Genomic DNA, 23,264 nt, shown 5'->3' with positions numbered 1-23,264 from the left:
TTTATGCACACCCTTTTTGGGGAGTTTCGGGATTCATAAGAATCTCCAAACTTACAGGAAACAGCAGGAGCTGATTCCTGGCATAAGTTGTTTATGTTTGTAGTGAGTGTCACGGTATGCCTTTTTTGGCTGCGTGGCACTTTTGTTTTTTCAGGAAGAAACCAGACTTTTAAGAATGAACAGAGAAAAGACTCTCTTTTCATTCTTTTTTTGTGCTTACATTTAGGTTTCGGCATAGTTGCATGCCACAACCAGCTTCGGCTGTTGATGGATAAATATTATTTTAAGAAAGGTGGATAAGAACATGAATGAAGCAAGAGTGTATGCAGATGGATTTGAGAGATCCTTTGCAGAAGTAAAAGATCTGCTGGAGTTTCTGGCAGAGAGAGGGAGAAATGCCAAATGGATCAGAAAGCCAACGAATACGTTACGGCTGGCACCACTGGAAAAGGAGGCTCAAAATCTGGATGCGGCAGATGCATCCATGGAAGAAATTTTGGAGGATACAGAGAAGAATACGCAGCTTGTACTGAAAATGAGAGGAGAATCCTATCCGGTACGTGACTGTGCCATCCGCACCATTTTAAGCCGCGCAGGTGTCAATGGAGACGGGCTTCGCAAGCTGGATAAGGCAACATATGCGAAGGTAGTCAATTACTGCCTGCGGGTTGCAAAAGGGGATGCCCTGATTAAGATTGCGGACGGAAAGGTTTCCGCAGTACATGGCGGGGATAAACATGATTATTGCATCCTTGATATGAAAGCCATGTTTGAGACAACTTGCGAATATCTGAATCTGAATTTCAAAGGCAGTGTTTACATGGAGGGCTCTGGTATCTATGACCATTCCATTGTATCTGCCATGTGGAAGCTCGGAGGAAGTCAGGAACTTCTGGATACTTACCGAAAAGCACTGGATGCACACGGAATGGATGAGAAGATCCTGTCACCGGCACTTCGTTTTACCACATCTGACGTGGCAGCGAGCGGTGCAAATCTGTATCCGATGCTTTTGACAGACGGACCAAACGGCGTTATCAGTCTGGGAAGTCCAATCAAGCTGGCTCACGATAAAGGGGCAACGATTCTGGACTTCCGGAAAAATCTGGAGCAGGTATGCGCCCGCTATGTGGATGCGATGAAGAATCTTACTCAGCTTATGGACATTGAGATCCGTAATCCGGTGAACTGCCTGAAGCTGCTGATGAAGGAACTTGGCATTAAACAGAAGATCCGGAATGAGGTGGTGGAGCTATTTGTATCCCAGAACGGGGAAGGTGCCTGTACGGCACATGATCTTTATTATGCCATGAATGAAGCCTCCTTTTTTGCAGCCTGTGAAGGAATGTCCGGACAGGGCATCCTGAAGCTGGAGGAGGATATTACGAAGGCGCTTATAAAAGACTGGAAAAAATATGATGTTTATGGAGCAGTCAAATGTTAGGAGGAATTGGAATGAATAACAAAGCAGAGTATACACCGGAAAAGGTTGTGGATATCAGTAACCTGTCAAGAGAAGACTGGTTGGAATACCGCAAAAAAGGAATCGGCGGCAGTGATGTAGCGGCAATCATGGGGATCTCTCCATTTGCCACTATCCGGGATCTGTTTTACAACAAAACAGGTGTGCAGCCGGTCATTCAGGAGGAAGAGGAAAGCAACTGGGTTGCCAAGGAAGTCGGACACCGGCTGGAAGATCTGGTGGCAGAAATCTTTTCCAAAAAGACCGGACTGGAAGTATTTCCGGTACGTGTCATGTTCCGGCATCCATTATATCCGTTCATGCTTGCAGATGTGGATTTTTTTGTTCGTATGCCGGATGGGAAATTTGCGATTCTGGAATGTAAAACCTGCAATTATAATGCGAAAGATAAGTGGGCTGATGAGGGTATTCCAGCTCATTATGTGCTGCAGGTAAGGCATTATCTGTCTGTGATGAATATGCAGAAAGCCTTTATCGCATGCCTGTATGGAAATAACGAGAATGAGTTTGTGTATCGCACCATTGAGCGTGATCTGATTGAGGAAGAAGACATCATTGATCAGGAAACGTATTTCTGGCAGGAACATGTATTGAAAAATGTAGTACCGCCGCATAACGGGAATTCCGATCTGGTTCTGGCAAATATCCGTAATTATGGTGGTTTTGCAGACAAATCTATTCCAGAAATTGTGCTTTCCGGTCTGGAATCAAAAAATCTTGAGAAGTATCTTACCCTTTCGGAGGAAAAGTCACAGTTGGAAAAACGGAAAAAGGAAATCGAAGCAGAACAGCGGGCAATCAGTGTTCCTTTTGTGGAACAGCTGGGGCAGGGCTGCAAGGCAGTGCTGGAGGACGGTACGAACCGTTACCGTATTACCTATAATCCGACCAGACGTACTTCGGTTGGGAAAGACCAGATGGAGAAGCTGAAAAACCAGCATCCGGATATCTATGAGGAATATACAAAAACAACGGAGAGCCGTACTTTCCGAATTAAGAAGGAGGCGGCGTAATGAGAAAACCAAATGAACGGATGCGGATAAAAAGCTGGAGGGATATAAACAATGAGGTGCAGATTTAAACATAAGATTTTCCAGAATGAGGAGAATGGGTATACGATTGCCATATTCACCACACAGGATACGTCTGTCCCCCTGTCAGCCAGAGACAAATATCTGGCATCCCGGAATATCATCGGCTTCTCAGCGATTGGATTCGGTCTTCCGCTTACAGACGAGATTGAGCTTGAGATGGAAGGCAGATGGGAGAGCGGAGAGCATGGAACTCAGTATCAGGTGGAAAATTTCATGGAGGTTGTACCACGGACAAAGGAGGGTATCTTAGGATACCTTTCTTCCGGTGCAGTCAAAGGTATCGGTCCCAAGATGGCAGATACTATTTTTCGGAAGTTTGGGCTTCAGACACTGGAAATCATGGAAAACAACCCGCAGGAACTCTTGAAGATCCGTGGAATTTCCGAGAAGAAGCTGGCTGCTATTGTGGAGTCCTATGGAAAAAACCAGGTGTTCCGGGAACTGATGACGTTTCTGGCGCCTTTTAAGGTAACACCCAAAAAAGTGAATATGATTCTGAAGAAATTCGGAAATGAATCGGTGGATATTATCCGGCACCGCCCTTACATGCTGAGTGCAGTCAAAGGCTTCGGGTTTCTGACTGTGGATGCGATCGGAAGACAGTGCTGCTGTGCACTCAATGATCCCATGCGGATATCCGGGTGCATCGGACATATCATGAATCAGGCAATGAAAGAAGGACATCTGTTTAAGCAGCGTCAGGAGGTTATCAGGGAAGCACTGGAAATGCTGAACCGGGATCTGCAGGTCATGGCAGTATCGGAGCAGGATGTCAGTCAGGTGCTTTACCGGCTGGTGCTGCAAAAAAGCATTGTTGTGGAGGAAGAACGGATCTATTCTATCCGGCAGTATGAAGAAGAAACACAGACCGCTTCCATGATAGCCAGACGGCTTTTGGAGAAGCCGGTTTTGCTGTCCATTGAACCGGAGCTGGAAAAGGCACAGAAGACACTGGGGATCACGCTGTCAGAAACACAGAAACAGGCAGTGCGAATGGTGTTTGCACATCCCATCAGTATTATTACCGGAGGTCCCGGAACCGGAAAGACAACGGTTCTCAAGGTGATTCTCTATATCCATCAGGCGTTATGCAGGTCAGAGGTACAGCTTATGGCTCCGACCGGACGTGCGGCAAGACGTATGGTGGAGAGTACCGGCTGTGAAAATGCATCCACGATGCATCTGGCCCTGGGGCTTTTGGGAGATGATACGGATTTTGAACCGGATTTTGAGTACCTGTCTGCCGGATTTCTAAATGTAGATGAGGTGTCCATGGTGGACATGCATCTTGCCTATGAATTTTTCCGGCGGGTTAGCAGACATGCCAGAGTCCTTTTAGTCGGGGATAAGAACCAGCTCCCATCCGTAGGAGCCGGGGATGTGTTCCGGCAACTGATTGCCTGCGGGCTGATTCCGGTCACGGTACTGGATTTGGTTTACCGGCAGGGCGCTTTGAGCAGCATACCTTATAATGCAAAACTGATGCAGGAGAACAAGACTAATCTGAGCTTTGGGGAGGATTTTCAGTTCATTGCCTGTAAAGGAGCAGATGAAGCGGCAGAGATTGTCCGGAGGATTTATCTGGACGAGATTGCAAAAAACGGCATGGATCAGGTACAGATCCTGACTCCGTATCGGAAACGCAGTGCTGCCGGAGTGGATGAATTGAACAAATCTCTGGAAGATTTTGTAAATCCGCCGATCGCAGGGAAGAAGGAACTGCATATCGGCAGTCAGGTGTTCCGGGTTGGCGATAAGATTTTACAGAATAAAAATACCGAGATGGCGAGTAACGGCGATATGGGCAGGATACTGGACTGTATCACGGATGAGGATGGAAATGCCAGGGCAGTGATCGGATTCCCGGACGGGCGGCAGGTGCAATATGAAGCTGACCAGATGGAAATGATCGAACATGCAAACGCAATAACCATCCATAAGGCACAGGGTTCCGAATGTCCGGTTGTCATCATCCCTTGGGTGAAAGCCTTTTACATGATGCTGAAGCGCAATATTCTCTATACCGGAGTGACCAGAGCGAAAAGCAAGGTTTATCTGGTAGGGGAATGGGCTGCAGTCTGTCAGGCAATCCACACGGACGACAGCGGGACAAGGAACACCATTCTGAGTGAGCGGATCGTACAATATTACGATCAGTATCAGAGTGAACAGAAACCGGAAATGGAGCAGTTAAAACTTGTTGTTTAAAAATATTTTTCAACTTTTGAAATAAGCGGACTATTACTCTTATATAGGGGAACGTCTGCTTTTCTAAATGAAAGGAGCAGAGAATGAAAGAATTATTGTATAAGAAATCAGAGGCAGTTGCCGCTTTAAACCGTGTGGATGGCTTCCATCCGATGGAACTGGCAAGAAAGATTGGAGAAGAAGGGCAGGAGGAGCAGCTTTATCTGGATGTGAAATACCGGAAGCTCTGGTTTCGTCTGGTCAATCCGGCAGGAAAGATCATCAGCCGGATTATCACTTTCACAGAGAATATGGCAGTTGTGGAAGCACGTATCTATCTGGATAAATGTGATCAGGAAGACAATTATGTAGCCAATTCCTTTTCGCAGAAATTCCGGAGCGATGATCCGAAGTTTGGAGACAAATTTTTGGAAATGGCGGAAACAGCAGCCGTAGGAAGGGCATTATCGGATGCCGGATATGGTGTGCAGTTTGCGGATGTGGGAGAGGAAAATGATCCTGCACAGGTAGATGCCGGAATTCCATATCAGAATCCACAGATGCCGGATTCAGATGCCATGGCAAATGTAGCCATGCCGGATTCGGGTGCCATGGCAAATGCCGCTATGCCAAATTATGGAGAAATGCCAGGTCAGTCGGAATATGCAGGTCAGCAGATGATGAATCAGTTCTATCAGCAGGCACAGGCGGCGGGAAGCACCATTTACCATGGCAGTGGACAAATGCCTGGCTACGGTTCTGCTCCGGCTACCCCTACGCCGCCAAAGACCGGACAGATGCTGCAGGGAGCATTACAGAATCTGGATACGTCCCTTCCAGTAGAAGAACTGATGAAACGCATGAACTATGAAATGGCAGTTGAGACTGTGATTCCGGGAAAGGGAAAATACGGCGGAAAGACCATGGGACAGGTGGCAGTTGAAAGCCCGTCAACGATCCAGTGGTTTGCCGAGCAATATTCCGGACCGAACAATCTGGTTCCGGCGGCAGCAAAGGTAATTTTACAAAAAGCAATGCCGATGGCTGGTTAAGGAAGAACCCCGTAGAGAGCTTTTTTCTGCGTGGGAAAGGAGGAACATACCGGGATGTATTATGATATGTCTGGGTTTGATTATGGAATACTGGATGTGGTGCAGGTGCTGCATCTCAGAAAGCGGCGGGGAAACTATTACGACTGTCCGTTCTGTGGAGAAACACATGGGAAACTGAATATCAATGTGGAAAAGAATGTATTCCGGTGCAACCGCTGTGATGCGTCCGGGGGGATGCTGAAGCTTTATGCGGATTTGCACAATGTTACACTCTCCGAAGCAAATAAGCAGATCCGGGAAGCATTAGGAAAAGGAGAATACCGGACGGATTATATCAAAGCAACGCCGGTACAGGAAGAAAAGGCAACGGCAGAGCTTGCACCCATAGAGGAAATCCACCGGACGTATCAGAGAATGCTGTCCATGCTCACGCTTAACAGGAAGCATCAGGAGGATCTGCAAAGACGGGGATTAAAACCGGAACAGATCGAAGCACAGCGTTACCGGAGTGTCCCGCTGTTTGGAATGAAGAAGCTGGTCAAAAGGCTGGAAGAAGAAGGATATATGGTGAAAGGCGTGCCGGGATTCTACCGGGATACAGACGGAAACTGGACGATAAATTTCAAAGCAGAAAACTCAGGAATCCTGATTCCCATAGTTTCTTTGGACGGGTTCATCCAGGGCTTTCAGATCCGGGTAGATCATGTGACCGACACGAAAAAGTATATCTGGCTGTCCAGTGTCAATTATGACCAGGGAGTTTCCTCCGGAAGTCCGGTACATGTGATCGGTGATCTTGCTGCAGAACGTGTCTATCTGACCGAAGGAGCCTTAAAAGGGACCATAGCCCATTATCTGTCCGGCGCTACCTTTGTGTGCGTTGCCGGAGTGAACCAGTACCGGAATCTGAAACCGGTGCTGGAGCGGATGAAAGGATATGGGATGAAACAGCTTTTGGAGGCGTATGACATGGATAAGAAGATGAAAGTAACCTGTAATCACCATGACAGTAAGTGTGCGGTCTGTTTTGAGCGTTCTCCTGTTATCTGCCGGCATAAGGCGGAGAAGCGGAGGATTATCCAGAACGGCTGCAATAAGGTCTATGAAATCTGCCGGGAGCTTTCCCTGCCGATGAACCGGATGGTCTGGGATATGGACGAGAACGGGGAGTGGAACGGGAAACTCAAGGGGATTGATGACTATTTAGTTGCCATCAAACAGAAGGAAGGAGCCGGAGCACAGACTTCGGCTCTTCCGAAAGGAGAACAATCATGAGAAAAAAAGGAAATACGGTGCTTGCAGGACTCATTATCTGCCTGTTGTTTGTTTTTCTCGCAGCGGCAGGAAAACTCTTTGGTGCTTATCTGAAGTATCAGAAAGGGGACGTAAGTTACGAGAAACTGCAGGAATATGTTCAGAAACCAGAGGAAGAAGAATCACCGGAGCCTGAGAAAGAGAAGGAGGAACCTCAGAGCAGGTATCTGGAAATTGACTTTGCAGGTTTAAAAGCGGTTAATCCAGATGTCATAGCGTGGATTCAGATTCCGGCACTGGACATTAGTTATCCGGTGGTACAGGGGAAAGATAATGCATATTATCTCCATCACCTTTTTTCAGGAGAATCCAATATCAATGGGAGTATCTTTGTGGACTGTCATAATCAGCCGGACTTTACGGATCAGAATACGATTGTGTACGGGCATAATATGAAAAACGGGAGCATGTTCGGAACTCTGGATAAGTACCAAGACCAAGAGCTATTTGAACAACATCCGGAGTTTTATCTCTATTTGCCGGGAAAGATCCTCAAGTATCAAATCTTTTCCTGCTATGCGGGAAGAACCGGGAGTGAGGGATATAGGTATCATTTCCCGGAAGCGGAAGATTTTCAGACGTTTCTGGATACGGTGTCCTCTTATGGGCATTATGATACCGGCACCGAGCTGTCGGTAACGGATCGGATAGTTACGCTGTCTACCTGTGTCAATTCCAGACGGAATTATCGCTATCTGGTACATGGAAAATTAAGCAGTGAGATCATCACAGAGGAATAAAAGAATCGTGCTGGTGTGAGAAGAAATTTCTTATGCCAGCTTTTATTATGGGAGGAAATGTAATGGGAACAGCATTGGTTATGGAACATGCAAACGCACTGGCACAGATGATAGTCAGTGAAAAGGACAAGTTATTTGATGAAAGAGTGGAGGCTCTTGTAAAACTTTATAGAAGGGCGGAATTTTATCTGAAGCAGGGATTTCTGGAGAGCATCGTCTGCGAGTTCCATCGGAAGAAAGTGGAAATGATTATGCAGGCGGAAACAAAAGGAGAGATTACGGAAATACTGAAGTTATCAAAACCGCATTTTGACGGGAAAAAATTTGTCTATACCTCTCCGTATGCTGTGGAAGAGGAAGAGCTTCTCCTTTGGTCTCTGACATCACTGCAAGGTCCACTCCGGGATGAAGGGTATCGAAGATATCGGGAATTATTTGAGAAGTGCCTGCCGGAGATGGCAGAAAAGATTCCGGCGTAGAACAATGGCATAACAAAGGAACGAAAAAACTATCTTTTATTTTACTGTAATTTCACTCTTTATTGAATCTGCAATACTTTACAAAGTTTTTTACGGAAAAATGCTTCGGATTAATATACTTAACACCAGTATCTATCAGCTTAAATTTTGAATAACCAAACACCAGTGTTTCATTATTCACAAAAATCGTCATCTATCCAGAAAGCAGGTAAAATATGTTCACAATAATCAGAGTATTTTCTGCATTCAATACATTCTTCATCTAAAGAATCTACGCCGACATAATGAATATGATAATCTACAGTATCGTTTACAAATCTTTCAAGGAAGATGTTCAAAACAAAGGCTACTCTATCATCACAATAAACATAACCAATTAAATTCTTATGAATGATACAGTAAACGAGATAAACACAGCGTGTATCAACGATGCAGTTGAAATTGTATCCAGATTAAAGCCTATTTATACTTTAAAGCATGCACGGAGACAGCAAGAAGACCTATTCCTGTACGGAAGAGGTCTTCCTGTCCTTATACTAAAGTTAATTGGTATGCTGAAGTCCCGCAAAAGCAACATTTAATTTACCTCCAGATTACCGCTTTTAAGAGATAGATAATCGGAACTTCCGCTAAGCAGATAGAAAAAATATTCCCCTTTTTCATCTGGTGAGAAACTATATTTTCCACTCAGTTCATCGAACACTTCTCCTTCATACATTATCCCGTCTTTTACATAACCGATAATCAAATCTTGGGATACTGTAATGTCTGATTTATATTTATCAAACGAAATGACTATATTATCTTTATCAGTTAGTTCCCATCCCTTTCCATTGTCTTGTGTAAGTACACAAAGTGAATTGTTGATTAGAATTATTTCTGGAATGATATACATTTCATCTGATTTATCAGTAGGAATCTCTACTATTGATGATGGTATGAAATTAGGCATCAGACTGCTTTTAACAATTCTGCTTTCAGGAAATTCTGATGAAGATTTGGCTAATTCCTCAATATCAACAACTTTCCCCTTTTCATTGGTATATACACCGTCTTTTAATATGATGTAGCTTCTATCATTGGTTTCTGTCCCGATTAAATGTCGATTGCTGTCATCAATTAAAGCCGATGTTAACAGATGACTGATTGCAGCATATACAGGCATACACAAAAACACTGAAACCACAGTTACAATAATTGCAGTTCTATAAGTGAACTTTAAAGGCTTATGTTTTGAAGCTGTTTTACAAAATACATTTTGACGTATCTTTTGTTTGGAATATTTTTTCAGTATTTTATTGCAATCATGAAAATACACTTCCTCAATAAAAGATTCATCAATTTCACTCATTAACTCATTCAAAGAAAATTTTACAGTCTTCATATCTAAATCCCTTCTTTTCCATTTTTAGTTTTAATTTTTTACGTCCGCGTAACAGTTTGGATTTTACTGTAGATTCTTTTAATCCGGTTTCTTCTGCTATTACAGCGATTGTCTTAGTGTAATAGTAGTACGAGATAAAACATTTTCTTTCGTCAACTGATAGTTCATATATGCTTTCTTTTAAGCATTTGATTACTTCTTCTTTTAACGGCCCGTATTCAATATGTTCGTTCGTTCCAACCTGAAACGCATCTTCGTAATTTTCAAAATGCATCTTAGAGGTTTTTCGTAATGCGTTTTTTGCCATGTTTCTTGCGATTGTTCCTAAATAGGGTTTGAATGTGCTGTAGTTATCTGTATCTCATTCCTTTAGATAACTATAAAACAACGAAGCCCGTTAGCCCTTGTGGTTAGCGGGTTTTCGCTGTTCTGTACTTGTTGCAAAATCCGCTTCGGTCAAATCTCGGTCAAATAATTTTCTAAAGAAATGTTGCACCTTTTCTATTCTCTTTCTTATTCTTGTTCTGATTATATGATTTCCTTATACAAATTCTGTAATTTATCCATTTCCGATTTTGCTTTATCATCTGTGACGTGCGTATACAAATCCAGTGTGATTGCTATGGAATAATGTCCGAGGAATCCTTGTACTACCTTTGCGTCAATCCCGGCTTCAAAACAACGCGTTGCAAAAGTATGACGAAGTGCATGTGGATAAAAATGCGGAATCGGTATAAACACTGTCTTGTTTTTCTCTGCCTGCTTTTTTCGTTCCTTATTGATAGATTTTTCTATCCAGTCTAACGTCACTTGAAAGGTGTGTTCTGTAATCGGTTTTCCGTTCTTTCCAACAAACACAAGATTTTCAAATCCCTCTAATGGTTGCCATTCACTAGCTGACAACTGCATTTCTTTCAACTGAATCCACTGACGTTTTAAAGCCTTATACACACTGTCCTGCATGGGAATCGTCCGTATACTGTTCTTTGTCTTTGGTGTCTGGTACTTGAATACATACTTCTTTGTTTCCTTATCTTTGATATACACCAACGTTTTATTTACAGAAATTTCCCGTTTCCGAAAATCTACATCATCCCATGTAAGCCCAAGCAGTTCTCCGCCACGCATTCCCGTTCCGAGTGCTACCTGTATGAGATTCTCGTGTATTCTCTCCTTTGCGTGTTCCAATACTTCCCGTTGTTCTTTCACAGTCAGTACCCGTATCTGTTTTGTCTTTGTTTTGGGAACTTCCACTCCTGCACATGGGTTGAATGTAAGAATCCTGTTATGCACTGCATATTTGAACATAGCATTGAGAATATTATACACATCCCGTATAGTCTTTGTGCTGTAATCATCATCTGCCATATTCTGAAGCAGACGTTCCAAAATAATCGGATTAAAATCTGCCACACGTTGTTTTCCTATCTGCTTCTTTATGTAACGTCTGTAAAAATCATCATAACGTACTTGTGTACTCTCCTTGATAGTCCGCTTCTTATGGGTATTCAGCCAGATATCAAACCATGTATCCAGAGTGATATTATCGCCCTTTCCTTTCAACCCATGCTTGACTTCATAGCGTAAATCTTCCATTTCTTGAACTAACTTTTTTAAGTCCGCATTATCTTTTGTATACGTTTCTCCTTTGTAATAAAACCGCCCTCTGTAAATTCCGCTTTTTCTCTGCATAATTCCCGGCGGTAATGGATTTCCTTTTAAGTCCTTGCCCAATCTGCACGCTCCTTTCCGTGCAAGGACTATCAGAACTGGTCTGACAGTATTATATGCTTATTTGTGTTTATACTGCAATTACTTCATATTTATTTTTCAGATTATGCCCTTCGTTTTTCTTCAAAAACTGGTCTAAAACCTCAGAGCGTATAAGAATCTTATTTCCAATCCTTATGACCGGAATCTTCTGCCATGTAATCAGCTTTCGCAGATTATTTCTTCCAATTCCCGTATACTCTGACGCTTCATTCACTGTAAGGGCTTTCTTTGTCTGTATCGTTTTCTGTGTATGTTCTGTCAAAGATTCTCCTTTCTTCTTCCCTCAAAAGGAAAGATTTTTTATAGTCCTCATATATGCGTTGTTGTTCTTCGTTCATCTGCCCCCGTTCTATTAGCTGGCGGATATAATCTCTGTTATCCAGTTTTCCGATTTTATCCATTAGCTTTAAAGAGGGCGAAACTGCTACGTTCAGCCACTGCCATGTTCGTTCCAGTGTCTTTTTCTCTGGATTCATGGTCAACTTTATCTTCCCTACATCCTGCATGAGTTCTTCCCACGGGGGATAAGTAGGATAAAGCCGTTTTCTTGTAACCGTGCTGTTTTCCGGCTTCTGTAAAAACCGCACTTTCTCGTTTAATACAGACAACGCAATCCGTGCCACATCCCTGTCTTTCAGAAGTTCTTCTACTAATCTGACCGCTTTTTTGTGCCGGAATCGAAGTTCATATCTGTTCCAGTCCGGGTTGAGTTCTTTTCCGAACTTTTCTGCCTGTTCATATCCCTTTTCATAGAATGTAATCCGAAAATCACTGTGTTTACTGCCGAGATATAGTGTTTTTCCCTGCGCTTCTATTTCATCCTCTTTCAGTCTATCAGAACGATTCTCTGCTGTATCACGCAACTGACTAGATATCAGCCCCTCGTTTTTCAGACGAATCAATTCCGGGATAGACAGATAAGGCTTTGTATCGTCGATTGCCAAGTCTATCCTCGGAAAATTCACCGGGTATCTGCAAACTCTTTCCAGAAAATCAAACCATGTTTCCTTATTCATCATAAGGAAATTTTCATAATTCCTGCACCCCGAACCACTCATAAGAATCTGAAATCCCTCATACTGTGCATTTCCTGTCGGTTTCAGAATCTTGATATTGTCAAATCTTGCTATCAGTTCGTGTCCAGCAATTCCTTTTTCCTTACCATGCAGTTCCATAAAACTCAGTGGAATCCGCAAGATATCTTCTATGATTATGAACACGTCTACACCTTTGACAGTAATCTGACACCAGTCAATCAGTGCTGTCAAATCTTCTTTCTGACGAGTTACCCCCCTGTTAGTATAGGGGGGTTCTGAAATTTTCATTACCTCTGTTATCATCATCCCTGCCTTTCGTAGTATGCCGTGGCTTTCGCCACGTTCCCGGAACTTCTCTACTCCCTTTGCTCCTTTCACGCTGTACGGAGCAGTCCGCAGAGAATTTCCGGGAACAGTCTCTACACGTTTCCTTTTCCGGTAACAACACGGATACCCTTGCAGGAGATTCTGTCCACCAATACCGGGAAGTTTCCTCTCTGCACATAAGGGGCATATACCGCTTCTTCTAGTTCTACCACTGTGTAAGGCTCTACCTTTGGAAGTTCTGTTGCTTCCAGACGGATATATACGCTGTTTCCAAGTTTCATGCTTCCGAGGTGAAGTTTCAATGCTTCCACTTCCTCGGTTTTCTTCCGGGTTTCCTTATCATACTTGTAGCAGTAGTCTGCTCCCATGTAACGGAGTTCCCCGAACGCTTCTCTGACCTGTTCTTTTGTCAATGTAATCTGCATGCTACATTTCTCCTTTTTTGAAATCATGGTGAATGAGTGTCTGGTAAGTGTGACAAGTCCTTTTCATATCCACGTCTATATTTATTTCATTACTTTTCTCCTTACCTCTTAACCTCATCATAGACCTGTTTTTTCTTCTTGTCAACAATTATTTTACTTTTTCCCTTACTTTTTATTTTTGTATTTCAAACGCTTAACTATATCTTTTTATAACTTATTATAATTTTACCCTTACATTTATCCTTATCTTGTGTTATGATGAAAACAGAAACGAGGTGTGCATATGTTTGTGAATAAAGAAGCAGTAGGAAAACGAATTTTACAGATACGCAAGAAATACGGTTACAGTATGCAGAAGTTTGGGGAAATCATAGATAATGCCCCGAAAGGCTCTGTAAACAGTTGGGAAAAGGGTGTGAATCTTCCCAATGAGAAACGCTTGAAGCAGATTGCCACGTTGGGCAATATGACGCTGAATGAACTTCTGTATGGTTCATTTAAAGAATATGTAGATATGCTTATCACAGAAAAACTGGGGATTGAACTGCCGGAAGAATTTACCAGAACTTTCTATTCTCTTTTAGAGCAGAACGGATTTACCTACGGGGATGATATCGAGATTGTCCGGCTTGTAAACGGCTTTCTGACTTATCATAACCTTACAACAAAAGAAACCGCCATTTTCTATCAGCCAACTGCATACTCCGGCGATTATTTTGACGGTATCATACAAAAAGCGGATTCTTCCGTTCTGGTCTGCCGGGCATATGCAGATAAGGCAAACAACACCTTACATATCATTCCGGCTTTTGAGAATGGACAGACTGAGGAAGTAGCAGACTTCTTTCATGCACTGAAAAGCATAACCGCTCCACACAACAACAATTATTTCACTTCCGGCTTTCTGACACTCGGACTGGCATTGAGAGATTCCAAAGTAATTATCTATGGAATTGATGAAAAACAGGGAACAGCACAGGTAATCCCTTACGAATATGATTGCGAATCAGACGCTTATATCCAGAATGAACATCTGTCATATACCAGACAGGATAGCTTTTTCCGAGAAGCCACGAAAGAAGCGGTCTATTGGAAAATGCAATCCGACAGAAGTAACCCATAAGATAAACAAGAGGACTTGCAAGGTTTGTGACCTTTCAAGTCCTCTTATGTATCATGATGGTATTGGCTGTGTCCGTTCCGTAAAGGACTGCCCTACGGCGTCTCGGCTTCGCCTTGTTCCTTTACCTCACTAATAATAATGTTCTGATAGCAGAACTCTTACTTATACTTTTATCTTACTATTCTTTCAATTTTTACCGTTTCACCATCAATATTATACTTAAAAAAATAAAATTTAATAACATTTCCTTCTGATACTTGTTCTAGATCACCTTTACACTTAGTACAATCTAAACTAACTTTTGTCGTATCAAAAAATAGACTACTTTCTTCCTTCTCATTTAGTTCTATTAAAAGTGTATCAAAAGTTTTCTCTACAACAACCCCACTCAAATGAAACCAATGAGAATTATCATCTCCACTAGAACGCAACTCCATATTTTGACGATTCTCCTTAAAAACATTTCCTTTTACGCCAAGCACAATTAATACTATTGCAAGCAAAAGTATGATTAACAAAATCAATCGTTTCTTATCCATTAAATGTAGTCCCCGATATGTCTGTCCAACTATCAAAATCAAAATTCAAATAACGTACTGTATCCCCCCATCCATCAAATACCATCAATGTATGTACTGTATTTCCAGAATTATATGCTCGCAAAGTTGCATATCCCTCTGCTGCCATTGAATGCCCCGCACGTTCTCCAGTATCACTGCTAATTATACCACAATGGACAACTGCTATATCTCCTCTATCAATGCAATTAGTGAAAAAATTATAATTGGGACTATAGTCAGTATTTTGTGTTACAGAAACATTCTTTCCAGCACAAAAGTCCACAAATCCAGGTCCAATATTGCCAATAGTTGTTGAACCATATGTTATTCCTCCACTCTCCGATGAAACTGTCGTTCCTGTTGAATCCCAAATATCCATATAATCACCTGCAATATCTGTATAATCAACAGCATTATAATATGCACCACATGCTAATAATGCACTAACTGCACATGCATAATGTCCTGTTACACTTTCTATATACGGCTCATTAAAGGAAATAAATTCTTGAAGATGATTTGTTGAAACAAGCGTGTAGTTTTCATAAACTTCATCAATATCTAGCAAAACCTCATCCCAAGTAGCTGGGTCTTTTCCCCTACTCTCATTCAAGGACAGTACTGTTTTTTCTAATGTTTCACCATAATTCGTTCTAATCTTTCCCAAATTATCAACAATACCATATTCAAACGGAGCTATTTTATATATTTCAGAGGTATTTGCTTTTTCACTAAATACATTTGCTTCACTTTGATAAATCACCTCATATGGATTTGCTGAATTATTACCAAATGAGTATTCTGATATCAAAGATTCACACGTAGTATCAAAAACTACATATCCATATGGTTTGTTTTCTAAATTGTAATTTACAATATATCCAATAGCTTGACCTGTTGTATCATAAAATTTTCTCGGATTATTAGCAACAATATTGCTATTTTCTCCTATTCCCTTTGCAAAACGTTCTGCCATCTGTATCGCCAAATCATCCGTAACATTTACAACAGAAGTATTCTCCGATGCATGGACAGGAACTATTGACATAATAGTCAATATAAAGATTGTCAAAAGTGAAGCAAATCGTTTAAAAATTTTTCTCATAAATATCCTTCCTCCTTAGATTATATATTTACTTTAATATTATATCTTATTCCCTATTTTGTCTATATTTTTTTATGTTTATTTCAAATATTTCATTCTATTTTATTTTTATCAAACTATTTTCAAACAAATCCAAACAAAGAATCTCGGGGCAAATTTCGGTCAAATCAGGATAAATAAATATAACACTTTATATGTAAGTCAATTTTAAAAAAGCCTGTAATTCCGGGCTTTACAACACTTTGTAACACAATATAAACCAGTTCGATAATCCCTAAATCTGCACTGTAATTCCATAGAGCTACAAAAACATTAGACACGACCTCCTCCTTGTCTTCATATGGCAAAGCACTTCCAATAATATTCTCGACTATGTATACAACATATCTGTAGTATTTGTTCATACATATTTTTAAAGCGCGCTCATCTTTATTTTTTAGTTCGAGCATCAGTTGTTTCTCATCTATGTTAAATAACATGCTTCTACCTCATAAATTCAGTGAATACTATAGCAGTGGTTTAATAATGGGAATGTGTATTTTCAAAAAAGGGAACCGAGAAACCAAGTTAAAAAGCTTCAATTAAAATCAGGATAAGTACTCACCAGCACTTGAAATATTTTCCACTATTAAAATGTAATAGAAAATGATTTGATTGTAAAGGCATCAGAGGACAGATTAGTTACCATGCCGTAATAGTAATCTGTTGCCTGTGTCGTAAATCCTGAACGCAAACCACTTGCTGTAATCTCACGCACAAATTCTGATGAAGGTCCAGCTACGTATGCGCGTACTCTTGAACGATGAAAAGCAGAACGGCTCAAAGTGTAATTTATAGTTATGTATCTGCCGCTATTACAATAAAGTCCCATACTGTTATTTGATGGTGTTAATATGGCGACTTCGCCATTTTTCAATGTGATTCCGCGCCAAGTATATCGGGCATATGCATTTGGAATAACACCTTCTTCAACAACTTTCTGCAGGCTTTCGTCAGCAAACACAGTGTACTTCCATTCAATCATATTAGGGTCATCTGTAAGCGACTCTGCTGCAAAAACATTAACACTTAGCGACAGCATCATAACGAGTGTTAGGATAAAACTGATTATTTTTTTATAAGCCTTCATATATGTACACGACTCCTTTCCAAGGTTCCCTTTGTAATAAGATACACAGTAAATATTGTAACGGTTGCATTTATTTAAAAAATTAAAAAAGATAATTTTTAATTTTTGTTTTTTGAATTTTTTGATTGGTAAAATAAGAAAATGGATTATAAAGAGTTGCACTCTAGGTACCTCCTACGTACAGAATAAGTATCAAATACAAAGGAGTGAAATCATTATGATTAAAAAATTAAGAGTAGCCGTGGATCACGGGAACCGGAACATGAAAACCTGTCATTTTATCTTTACCACAGGACTGACGGAACAGGATAAAAAGCCTGCCAGGGGAGAGAAGTATCTGAAATATCAGGGAAAGTATTATACCCTTAGTGAGAAGCGGATTCCGTACCAGAGGGACAAGACGCAGGACAGCCGGAACCGATTCTGGATTCTGACCTTATTTGCCATTGCAATGGAGCTGGAGCAGAAAAGCCAGATCCAGCCGGAGGATGTCATTCAGGTGGAACTCCCGATTGGGCTTCCGCCGAAGCATTTTGCAGAGCTTTGTGAGAGATATGAACGCTATTTCAAAGGGGACGGGAAGGTGCAGGAACTGTGCTTCAACGATAAAGTCTATCACCTCTGTATACAGAATGTAATGGCGTTTCCGCAGGATTATGCAGCCATGATGACGAGGATGATGGAAATCCGTGAGATTCCGAAAGTCGTAGGGATTGATATTGGCGGATTTACTTCTGATTATCTTCTGATGAGAAGTGGCAGACCGGATATGGATTATTGTGATTCTCTGGAAAAAGGTGTGATTACCATGTATAACGATATCATTTCCAGTATTAACAGTGAATATGACATGCTTCTGGAGGAGGCAGATATCGACAGTATCATCAAGGGAAAAACGCAGTATTATGAGGAAGCTGTTGTACAGGCAGTAGAAACCATGGTTCAGAATTTTGTTACCGATCTTCTGAACAGCATCCGAGAGCGGGGCATTGATACAAAATCTACTTATACGGTGTTTATCGGCGGCGGAGCAGTGCTTCTGGAACGATTTCTGGAGCAGGCAGACCGGTTGGGAAAACATACCTTTATCCGGGATATGAAAGCAAATGCCGATGGATATGATCTTTTGTATCGCATGACACAGGCTGGAGTGTGATTTTATGGGAAAGAAAAATCCGTTTGTATTCACTATTGGTTTTGATAAGTCGGATCCAGATCACGTGTATGTGACAGAACTTCTGAATACGACAGAGAAAAAAGCAAAACTGATCGTTGCGGCAATTCTGGCATATACGGGAAGAACGGATGAGACAGGTAATGGCAGTATAAGCATGGAACCGGATATGCTCCGGCCAATGATGCAGCAAATCATCCGGGAAGAAGTAAGAAAGGTATTGGAAGGGCAGGACGTTTCTAAGATAAATAGAGAAATGCCCACAGAAGTTGATTTGATGGAAGAAGAACCGCTGCGGATGGATCAGACTATGAGACAGAATGTAGTGGATGCTATCAGTGCATTTCGCAGGGCATAAAAAAGCAGGAGAGATACACATGCTTATGGCAGTGTACTCTCCTGTTCTTTGTATCAGAATGGGAATAGACAGAAAACTCACAGACTATTCACAGATTACTCACAGATTGTCTTTGTATAATGTGTAGATGATGAAGGATACGGGAGAGCCTTAACTTAGGTTCTTGAATCCATCCAGAAGTCCACGCAGTGTAGAAAGGGCAAGCTGTTTCTGCTCCTCCGGGCAGGAATTTAGTTCTGCCATGATTTGCTGCATGGTAGAATCCGGGTTCGTTTTCTGGTTAGAAAATATAGCATCTATGGAAATATGTAAGTAAGTTGCCAAGGCATAAAGTGTTTCCAACTGTGGATTGCCAATATAGTTTTCAATATCAGAGACAGTCCGTAAAGAAATCTTTGCCTGTTCCGCAAGGCTGTTTTGCGAAAGATTGCGGCGGAGACGTTCTTCCCTGACTGCATCTCCCAATAATTTTTTCACCATCTATATCACCTCACTTAATGCATATATTTTATCGTAGATTAACACTATACGAAATGCGTTAAAGTGCGTTATGATAAGCAGGATAACACATGCACAAATAGAGAAACATGGAAGTAAGTACGACAGACATGAATGGACAGCATAAGATAAAAGCCAAAGAGGAACTGAATCTGTTAAAAAAATCTTATCCATACAATGTGTCGGAGAGAAGTTAGAATATGCAGTATATGAGATACTATCATCGCATATCCTACACAATTACATAGAAAGAGAAGTATCGGCTGGACTACGAATAGAGTGGTCCAGCCTTTCTTTTTTTCGAAAAAATGAAGGCAGTGTCACGTTTTGTTGCCGCTCACCGCCATCCTCGGAATTTTTTGGAACGTGATAAAAAATTTCGGAGGATAAAACAAATGAACAAAAAAACATATACAGGATCAAAGATACAAAATCACTTTACAGCATATCTGATACAGTTTGTCCGTGGAAAACGACATGATTATCTGGAGAAGAAAATCCAGATGGCTGATGCAGAAGAACTGTTGGAGGATATTGGACAGATGGAGGCAAGAATTGTAATCGAAGAATTGCTGGAGAACCAAACGAGGGAGCAGCTTTTATTGCAGGAGGCACAGGGGAAATATCCAGAATGGAATAAGATGTCAGATGAAAGACTGATGAAAGCGCTTCATACGCTGCGGGATGAAGAACGGAAGCTGATTTACCAGCATGTGTTTGAAGAACGTACTTTTGAGGAAATGAGCAGGCTAAACGGGTTATCAGAGGAGCGATGCAAGGGTATTTATTATTATGCAATCCGGAAGATCCGCAAGGTGATGGGAGGTGAAAACTAATGAATTTTGAACGATTACTTTTAAAGGCAAAAGAAGGAAATGCAGATGCGGTACTGAAGATTTTAGAGATATATAAGCCGCTTTTAATTAAGAATGCGATTGTGAATGGCAGATTTGATGAAGATCTGTATCAGGAACTGGTAAGTACATTGCTTCAGTGTATCCAGAGATTCCAGATAATTGAGTAAGTTATCTTAAACAAAGGCTGCAATCACTCTCAGGGGAGTAACATCCTCTGGGAGTGATTGTTTTTTGAAGGGTGATATTGCCTCAGTTCGAAGCGGCAGACGGTGTTGATCTATTATGTTGCCTGATGCTTTAATGCTCTTTTGTTGTTGCCAGTTCTTTATGAAGATGTAGAGCCATAAACACAGTAACAATAGCAGAAATTACATCGGCAATCGGTTGTGCATATAGTATTCCATTTATGCCCCAGAATGATGGGAGCAACAGAATGATCGGAACAAAGCAAATACCTTGTCGGCAAGCCCCAAGAACGAATCCGGCGGTGCCTTTTCCAAGTGCAAGAAACAGAGAAGAATACACTGTGTAAAATCCAAATACGAAGAAGGAAAATCCATTTGCCATTAGCGATTTTTGACCTACAGAAATCATCTCTGTATTGCCTTCTGTAAATTGCGAAATAATCTGTGTGGAAAATAGGGCTATTGTCAATCCCACAACTACACAAAATATTGTTGACCATAAGATAGAAGTTTTAATTGCTTCCCTGAGCCGATCAAACTTTTTGGCACCATAGCTAAAGCCGGCAATTGGTTGGAAACCTTTTAAGAAGCCGAACACAACCAGAGTTCCCATTGAAGTGATTCTTGTAACAGCGCCCATTCCGGCGATAACAGCATCTCCATAGATATTAGCTTCCCGGTTTATGAATGCGATAGAAAGGCTTGTAAGAAGCTGGAAAGTCAATGTGGGTATACCGATTTTCAGAATTTCAGTTATGATCTGCTTAGAAGGACAAAATTCCTTAATGGAAAATGTAAAAGCGCTTTTTTTCTGTAATGCATAAATTAAATATACAAGAGTAGAAGCCATTTGAGAAATTGCTGTAGCGATTGCCGCACCAGCAACCCCCATGTCGAGAGTATAGATGAAAATAGGATCTAAACCAATATTCAATACAGCTCCTAATAATAATGCACACATAGTTGTTTTTGCGGCGCCTTCACTTGCAACGATATTGTTCATCGTTACATTAAATACATTGAAAATACATGAAATAACATAGATTCTTCCATAAGAAAGGGCGTATGGCATAATCGTGTCTGTTGCACCTAACATGGTTAAAATAGGTTTCAAAAAAATTGCAGTTCCGATAATAATAACTGCGCCAATACAAACACTGCTGTATAATGCAGTACTGGCGACTTTACTTGCAGCTTCCCTATCTCCTCGCCCTAAAAGTCTTGATAAGTAGGAGGCGGCACCATTGCCAAACATCAGACCTAAACCAACAACTACTTGTCCTAAAGGAAACGCAATGGAAATTGCACCCATTTGACTCTCGCCAAGTCCTCCTATGAAATAAGCATCCACCAAATTGTAGAGAGCGTTAATAAGCATACCAATCATTATCGGTATACCAAGAGCCATTAGTGCTTGGGGAACAGGTGCATTTCCTAATAAATCCATTTTGTTGTTATTCTTGTTCATTTCAAATACTCCTTTCAATTAAGAATATAAATTATAGTAGTATAAATTATAGTATACTACGTGAGAGAATACTACTATAATTTATAGTAGTTGTCAAGCGTGTATCCTGCAATTTCCTTGACAAGAGGTATAAAATCAAATACTATAAATTACAGTATATATAACCGTAAGTATTTTATAGCTTTCGTGGATATAGAAAGTGGGTGAACTATGGCTACAATAGATTTAATTGTGTTAGGAATATTGAAAAAGGAACCGATGGGAGCCTATGATATTCAAAAATTAGTGGAATATCGTAATATATCAAAATGGGTAAAAATCAGTACACCATCCATTTACAAAAAAGCAATTCAGTTGGAGGAAAAAGGCTTCATTAAAGGAGAAATTGTGAAAGAAGGTAAGATGCCTGAAAAAGCAGTTTATTCATTAACAGATGAAGGCGAAAAAGAATTTGTAAAGCTTATGATGGAAACAGCCTCTAAACCCATTCACTTTTTTTTAGATTTTAATGCAGTAATTGTAAATTTGGATAAGTTACCGCCTGAAAGTCAACAATCATGTATTGCCAGTATTGAGGAAAATATTGAAATATTAAAAACTTATCTGGAGGAAAATCTTCGAGAGAAAGAGAATGATCCGGAAATCCCTAAGACTGGTATGGCAGTATTGCAACAGCAGATAGTTTTGGCGGATGCTATTGAAAAATGGATTATTTCTCTAAAAAAAGACTTTTGATGAAGAAGTCACTAGCTGATTTCTTATTAGGTCTGCAGGATTGGGAAGAAACAGGGATGGATGCCGACCTATGTTCCGGCTTTGTAGCCAGAACATAGAAATTTTCTTAGTGGGGAATCTCCCTCAAACCCGGTGCTCCTTATATCCTGCAGATTAAACTTCAAATTTATACCCATATCCAACTACTGTTTTTATGTAATTCTTGTCGCTGGAATACTTTTTTATCTTCTTGCGTATTTGAAAAATAGTGTTTTCCACGGCGTGGAAATAACCATTTGCTTTTTCATGCCAAACTGCTTCATAAATCTGTTGTTTAGTAAAAGCCATCCCTGGATTAGAATATAGCATATAAAGTACATCAAATTCTTTTACAGAAAAGTTAATGTCTTTTCGTACTATTAAGCCGTAGGTCGTAAAGGTCTGCGACTTTAACTTTACCCGGAAAGGAGCTGCCACATATATAGGCAGTGCTGTAATTTTAACAGTAACGGTCACCAATCTATGGGGATGGCTTGTATATCCGGCTGAAATGCTAAAAAATCAGTGGTTCTTATTTATCACTTCACTCTGCCCCGGTAATTATGTGTTTGCCGTTTCTGGCTCTTGCAGCTATTGCGATTCTACTGGTCTATTACCAGACTATTTGCAGGTAAAGCATTGCTCTGGTTTTGAATTTGAGTTTTGGCAGTCTAATAATAGCATTTTAGATTAGCTGTGATAAGGTGAAACAGATTAGGAGGAAAGTAAATTGCATTACAAAGACAAAAACCTACAGAT

The 23,264-nt window shown here is 40.9% G+C and carries 25 protein-coding genes and 1 pseudogene; 13 read left to right on the top strand and 13 right to left on the bottom strand.

Annotated elements, in window-relative coordinates; translation table 11 throughout:
• The first annotated feature begins 304 nt into the window (after nucleotides 1-304).
• The 7 genes from PGY05_RS04940 to PGY05_RS04910 all read left to right on the top strand — a co-directional run bounded on the left by PGY05_RS04940 (nucleotide 305) and on the right by PGY05_RS04910 (nucleotide 8,349).
• Nucleotides 305-1,444, top strand: a complete 1,140-nt coding sequence (locus PGY05_RS04940; protein WP_005333353.1) for a hypothetical protein — start codon at nucleotides 305-307, stop codon at nucleotides 1,442-1,444.
• Nucleotides 1,438-2,496 (top strand): YqaJ viral recombinase family nuclease, encoded by a 1,059-nt coding sequence (locus PGY05_RS04935; RefSeq protein WP_117524457.1) that lies wholly within the window; start codon nucleotides 1,438-1,440, stop codon nucleotides 2,494-2,496. Before PGY05_RS04940 ends, PGY05_RS04935 begins: the two co-directional genes overlap by 7 nt.
• Before the next feature lie 51 nt (nucleotides 2,497-2,547).
• Nucleotides 2,548-4,785, top strand: a complete 2,238-nt coding sequence (gene recD2 / locus PGY05_RS04930) for an SF1B family DNA helicase RecD2 (RefSeq protein ID WP_270475431.1) — start codon at nucleotides 2,548-2,550, stop codon at nucleotides 4,783-4,785.
• 83 nt (nucleotides 4,786-4,868) lie between these two features.
• Complete coding sequence (locus tag PGY05_RS04925; protein ID WP_117823361.1) at nucleotides 4,869-5,816, top strand: hypothetical protein; 948 nt, start codon at nucleotides 4,869-4,871, stop codon at nucleotides 5,814-5,816.
• 54 nt (nucleotides 5,817-5,870) lie between these two features.
• Nucleotides 5,871-7,091: a CHC2 zinc finger domain-containing protein gene (locus PGY05_RS04920; RefSeq protein WP_270475430.1), complete on the top strand. Its 1,221-nt coding sequence runs from the start codon at nucleotides 5,871-5,873 to the stop codon at nucleotides 7,089-7,091.
• Nucleotides 7,088-7,870 carry a class B sortase gene (gene srtB, locus PGY05_RS04915; protein ID WP_270475429.1) on the top strand — a complete coding sequence of 261 codons (783 nt, stop codon included), beginning with the start codon at nucleotides 7,088-7,090 and terminating at the stop codon, nucleotides 7,868-7,870. The genes PGY05_RS04920 and srtB overlap by 4 nt, the downstream gene beginning before the upstream one ends.
• Nucleotides 7,871-7,932: 62 nt before the next feature.
• Complete coding sequence (locus PGY05_RS04910) at nucleotides 7,933-8,349, top strand: hypothetical protein (protein ID WP_020436703.1); 417 nt, start codon at nucleotides 7,933-7,935, stop codon at nucleotides 8,347-8,349.
• Between the two features lie 577 nt (nucleotides 8,350-8,926).
• On the opposite strand, the gene PGY05_RS04905 is transcribed toward PGY05_RS04910, so the two are convergent.
• The 6 genes and pseudogenes from PGY05_RS04905 to PGY05_RS04880 all read right to left on the bottom strand — a co-directional run bounded on the left by PGY05_RS04905 (nucleotide 8,927) and on the right by PGY05_RS04880 (nucleotide 13,295).
• Nucleotides 8,927-9,733, bottom strand: a complete 807-nt coding sequence (locus tag PGY05_RS04905) for a hypothetical protein (protein WP_005333388.1) — start codon at nucleotides 9,731-9,733, stop codon at nucleotides 8,927-8,929.
• Nucleotides 9,705-10,067 (bottom strand): annotated as a pseudogene (locus PGY05_RS04900) (RNA polymerase sigma factor); the annotation flags it as partial. The gene PGY05_RS04905 and the pseudogene PGY05_RS04900, both read right to left, overlap by 29 nt.
• A 194-nt stretch (nucleotides 10,068-10,261) precedes the next feature.
• Nucleotides 10,262-11,467, bottom strand: a complete 1,206-nt coding sequence (locus tag PGY05_RS04895; protein WP_009244191.1) for a tyrosine-type recombinase/integrase — start codon at nucleotides 11,465-11,467, stop codon at nucleotides 10,262-10,264.
• A gap of 67 nt (nucleotides 11,468-11,534) precedes the next feature.
• Complete coding sequence (locus PGY05_RS04890; protein ID WP_004844108.1) at nucleotides 11,535-11,720, bottom strand: helix-turn-helix domain-containing protein; 186 nt, start codon at nucleotides 11,718-11,720, stop codon at nucleotides 11,535-11,537.
• Complete coding sequence (locus tag PGY05_RS04885) at nucleotides 11,713-12,831, bottom strand: replication initiation factor domain-containing protein (protein ID WP_242853877.1); 1,119 nt, start codon at nucleotides 12,829-12,831, stop codon at nucleotides 11,713-11,715. The genes PGY05_RS04890 and PGY05_RS04885 overlap by 8 nt, the downstream gene beginning before the upstream one ends.
• A gap of 131 nt (nucleotides 12,832-12,962) precedes the next feature.
• Complete coding sequence (locus PGY05_RS04880) at nucleotides 12,963-13,295, bottom strand: hypothetical protein (RefSeq protein ID WP_270475428.1); 333 nt, start codon at nucleotides 13,293-13,295, stop codon at nucleotides 12,963-12,965.
• Between the two features lie 283 nt (nucleotides 13,296-13,578).
• On the opposite strand from PGY05_RS04880, the gene PGY05_RS04875 reads away from it, so the two are divergent.
• Nucleotides 13,579-14,418, top strand: a complete 840-nt coding sequence (locus PGY05_RS04875; protein WP_004844111.1) for a helix-turn-helix domain-containing protein — start codon at nucleotides 13,579-13,581, stop codon at nucleotides 14,416-14,418.
• Between the two features lie 170 nt (nucleotides 14,419-14,588).
• On the opposite strand, the gene PGY05_RS04870 is transcribed toward PGY05_RS04875, so the two are convergent.
• The 4 genes from PGY05_RS04870 to PGY05_RS04855 all read right to left on the bottom strand — a co-directional run bounded on the left by PGY05_RS04870 (nucleotide 14,589) and on the right by PGY05_RS04855 (nucleotide 17,212).
• The gene (locus PGY05_RS04870; RefSeq protein WP_004844112.1) at nucleotides 14,589-14,957 is read right to left on the bottom strand and encodes a hypothetical protein; all 369 of its coding nucleotides are present in this window, start codon (nucleotides 14,955-14,957) and stop codon (nucleotides 14,589-14,591) included.
• Complete coding sequence (locus tag PGY05_RS04865) at nucleotides 14,950-16,083, bottom strand: hypothetical protein (RefSeq protein ID WP_004844113.1); 1,134 nt, start codon at nucleotides 16,081-16,083, stop codon at nucleotides 14,950-14,952. The genes PGY05_RS04870 and PGY05_RS04865 overlap by 8 nt, the downstream gene beginning before the upstream one ends.
• Nucleotides 16,084-16,250: 167 nt before the next feature.
• On the bottom strand, nucleotides 16,251-16,562 hold the full coding sequence (locus tag PGY05_RS04860) for a hypothetical protein (protein WP_109215048.1): 312 nt from the start codon (nucleotides 16,560-16,562) through the stop codon (nucleotides 16,251-16,253).
• 149 nt (nucleotides 16,563-16,711) lie between these two features.
• On the bottom strand, nucleotides 16,712-17,212 hold the full coding sequence (locus PGY05_RS04855; RefSeq protein ID WP_270475427.1) for a hypothetical protein: 501 nt from the start codon (nucleotides 17,210-17,212) through the stop codon (nucleotides 16,712-16,714).
• A gap of 217 nt (nucleotides 17,213-17,429) precedes the next feature.
• On the opposite strand from PGY05_RS04855, the gene PGY05_RS04850 reads away from it, so the two are divergent.
• Nucleotides 17,430-18,368: a ParM/StbA family protein gene (locus PGY05_RS04850; protein ID WP_020436706.1), complete on the top strand. Its 939-nt coding sequence runs from the start codon at nucleotides 17,430-17,432 to the stop codon at nucleotides 18,366-18,368.
• A 4-nt stretch (nucleotides 18,369-18,372) separates the two neighbouring features.
• On the top strand, nucleotides 18,373-18,744 hold the full coding sequence (locus tag PGY05_RS04845) for a hypothetical protein (RefSeq protein ID WP_005333400.1): 372 nt from the start codon (nucleotides 18,373-18,375) through the stop codon (nucleotides 18,742-18,744).
• Nucleotides 18,745-18,894: 150 nt separating this feature from the next.
• Here PGY05_RS04845 and PGY05_RS04840 read toward each other — a convergent pair whose 3' ends face one another.
• Entirely contained in the window at nucleotides 18,895-19,224 is a 330-nt protein-coding gene (locus PGY05_RS04840; protein ID WP_005333402.1) for a helix-turn-helix transcriptional regulator, read from the bottom strand.
• 413 nt (nucleotides 19,225-19,637) lie between these two features.
• Here PGY05_RS04840 and PGY05_RS04835 point away from each other — a divergent pair, with 413 nt between their 5' ends.
• Both PGY05_RS04835 and PGY05_RS04830 read left to right on the top strand, forming a co-directional pair.
• Entirely contained in the window at nucleotides 19,638-20,078 is a 441-nt protein-coding gene (locus PGY05_RS04835) for a sigma factor-like helix-turn-helix DNA-binding protein (RefSeq protein WP_023921559.1), read from the top strand.
• On the top strand, nucleotides 20,078-20,266 hold the full coding sequence (locus PGY05_RS04830) for a helix-turn-helix domain-containing protein (RefSeq protein ID WP_005333406.1): 189 nt from the start codon (nucleotides 20,078-20,080) through the stop codon (nucleotides 20,264-20,266). The genes PGY05_RS04835 and PGY05_RS04830 overlap by 1 nt, the downstream gene beginning before the upstream one ends.
• A 130-nt stretch (nucleotides 20,267-20,396) precedes the next feature.
• Here PGY05_RS04830 and PGY05_RS04825 read toward each other — a convergent pair whose 3' ends face one another.
• A complete protein-coding gene (locus tag PGY05_RS04825; protein ID WP_005333407.1) occupies nucleotides 20,397-21,752 on the bottom strand; it encodes an MATE family efflux transporter in 1,356 nt (451 codons plus the stop codon).
• A gap of 210 nt (nucleotides 21,753-21,962) precedes the next feature.
• On the opposite strand from PGY05_RS04825, the gene PGY05_RS04820 reads away from it, so the two are divergent.
• On the top strand, nucleotides 21,963-22,487 hold the full coding sequence (locus PGY05_RS04820) for a PadR family transcriptional regulator (protein ID WP_005333410.1): 525 nt from the start codon (nucleotides 21,963-21,965) through the stop codon (nucleotides 22,485-22,487).
• 153 nt (nucleotides 22,488-22,640) lie between these two features.
• Here PGY05_RS04820 and PGY05_RS04815 read toward each other — a convergent pair whose 3' ends face one another.
• Nucleotides 22,641-22,982: a winged helix-turn-helix domain-containing protein gene (locus tag PGY05_RS04815; protein ID WP_005333412.1), complete on the bottom strand. Its 342-nt coding sequence runs from the start codon at nucleotides 22,980-22,982 to the stop codon at nucleotides 22,641-22,643.
• Between the last annotated feature and the right edge of the window lie 282 nt (nucleotides 22,983-23,264).

Origin of the sequence: Coprococcus sp. AF51-11b1 (genome assembly GCF_027682785.1) — a bacterium.
GTDB classification, from domain to species: Bacteria; Bacillota; Clostridia; order Lachnospirales; family Lachnospiraceae; genus Allocoprococcus; species Allocoprococcus comes.
Note: the sequence above shows the minus strand (reverse complement) of the source record. Positions and strands in the feature narration are given on the sequence as shown.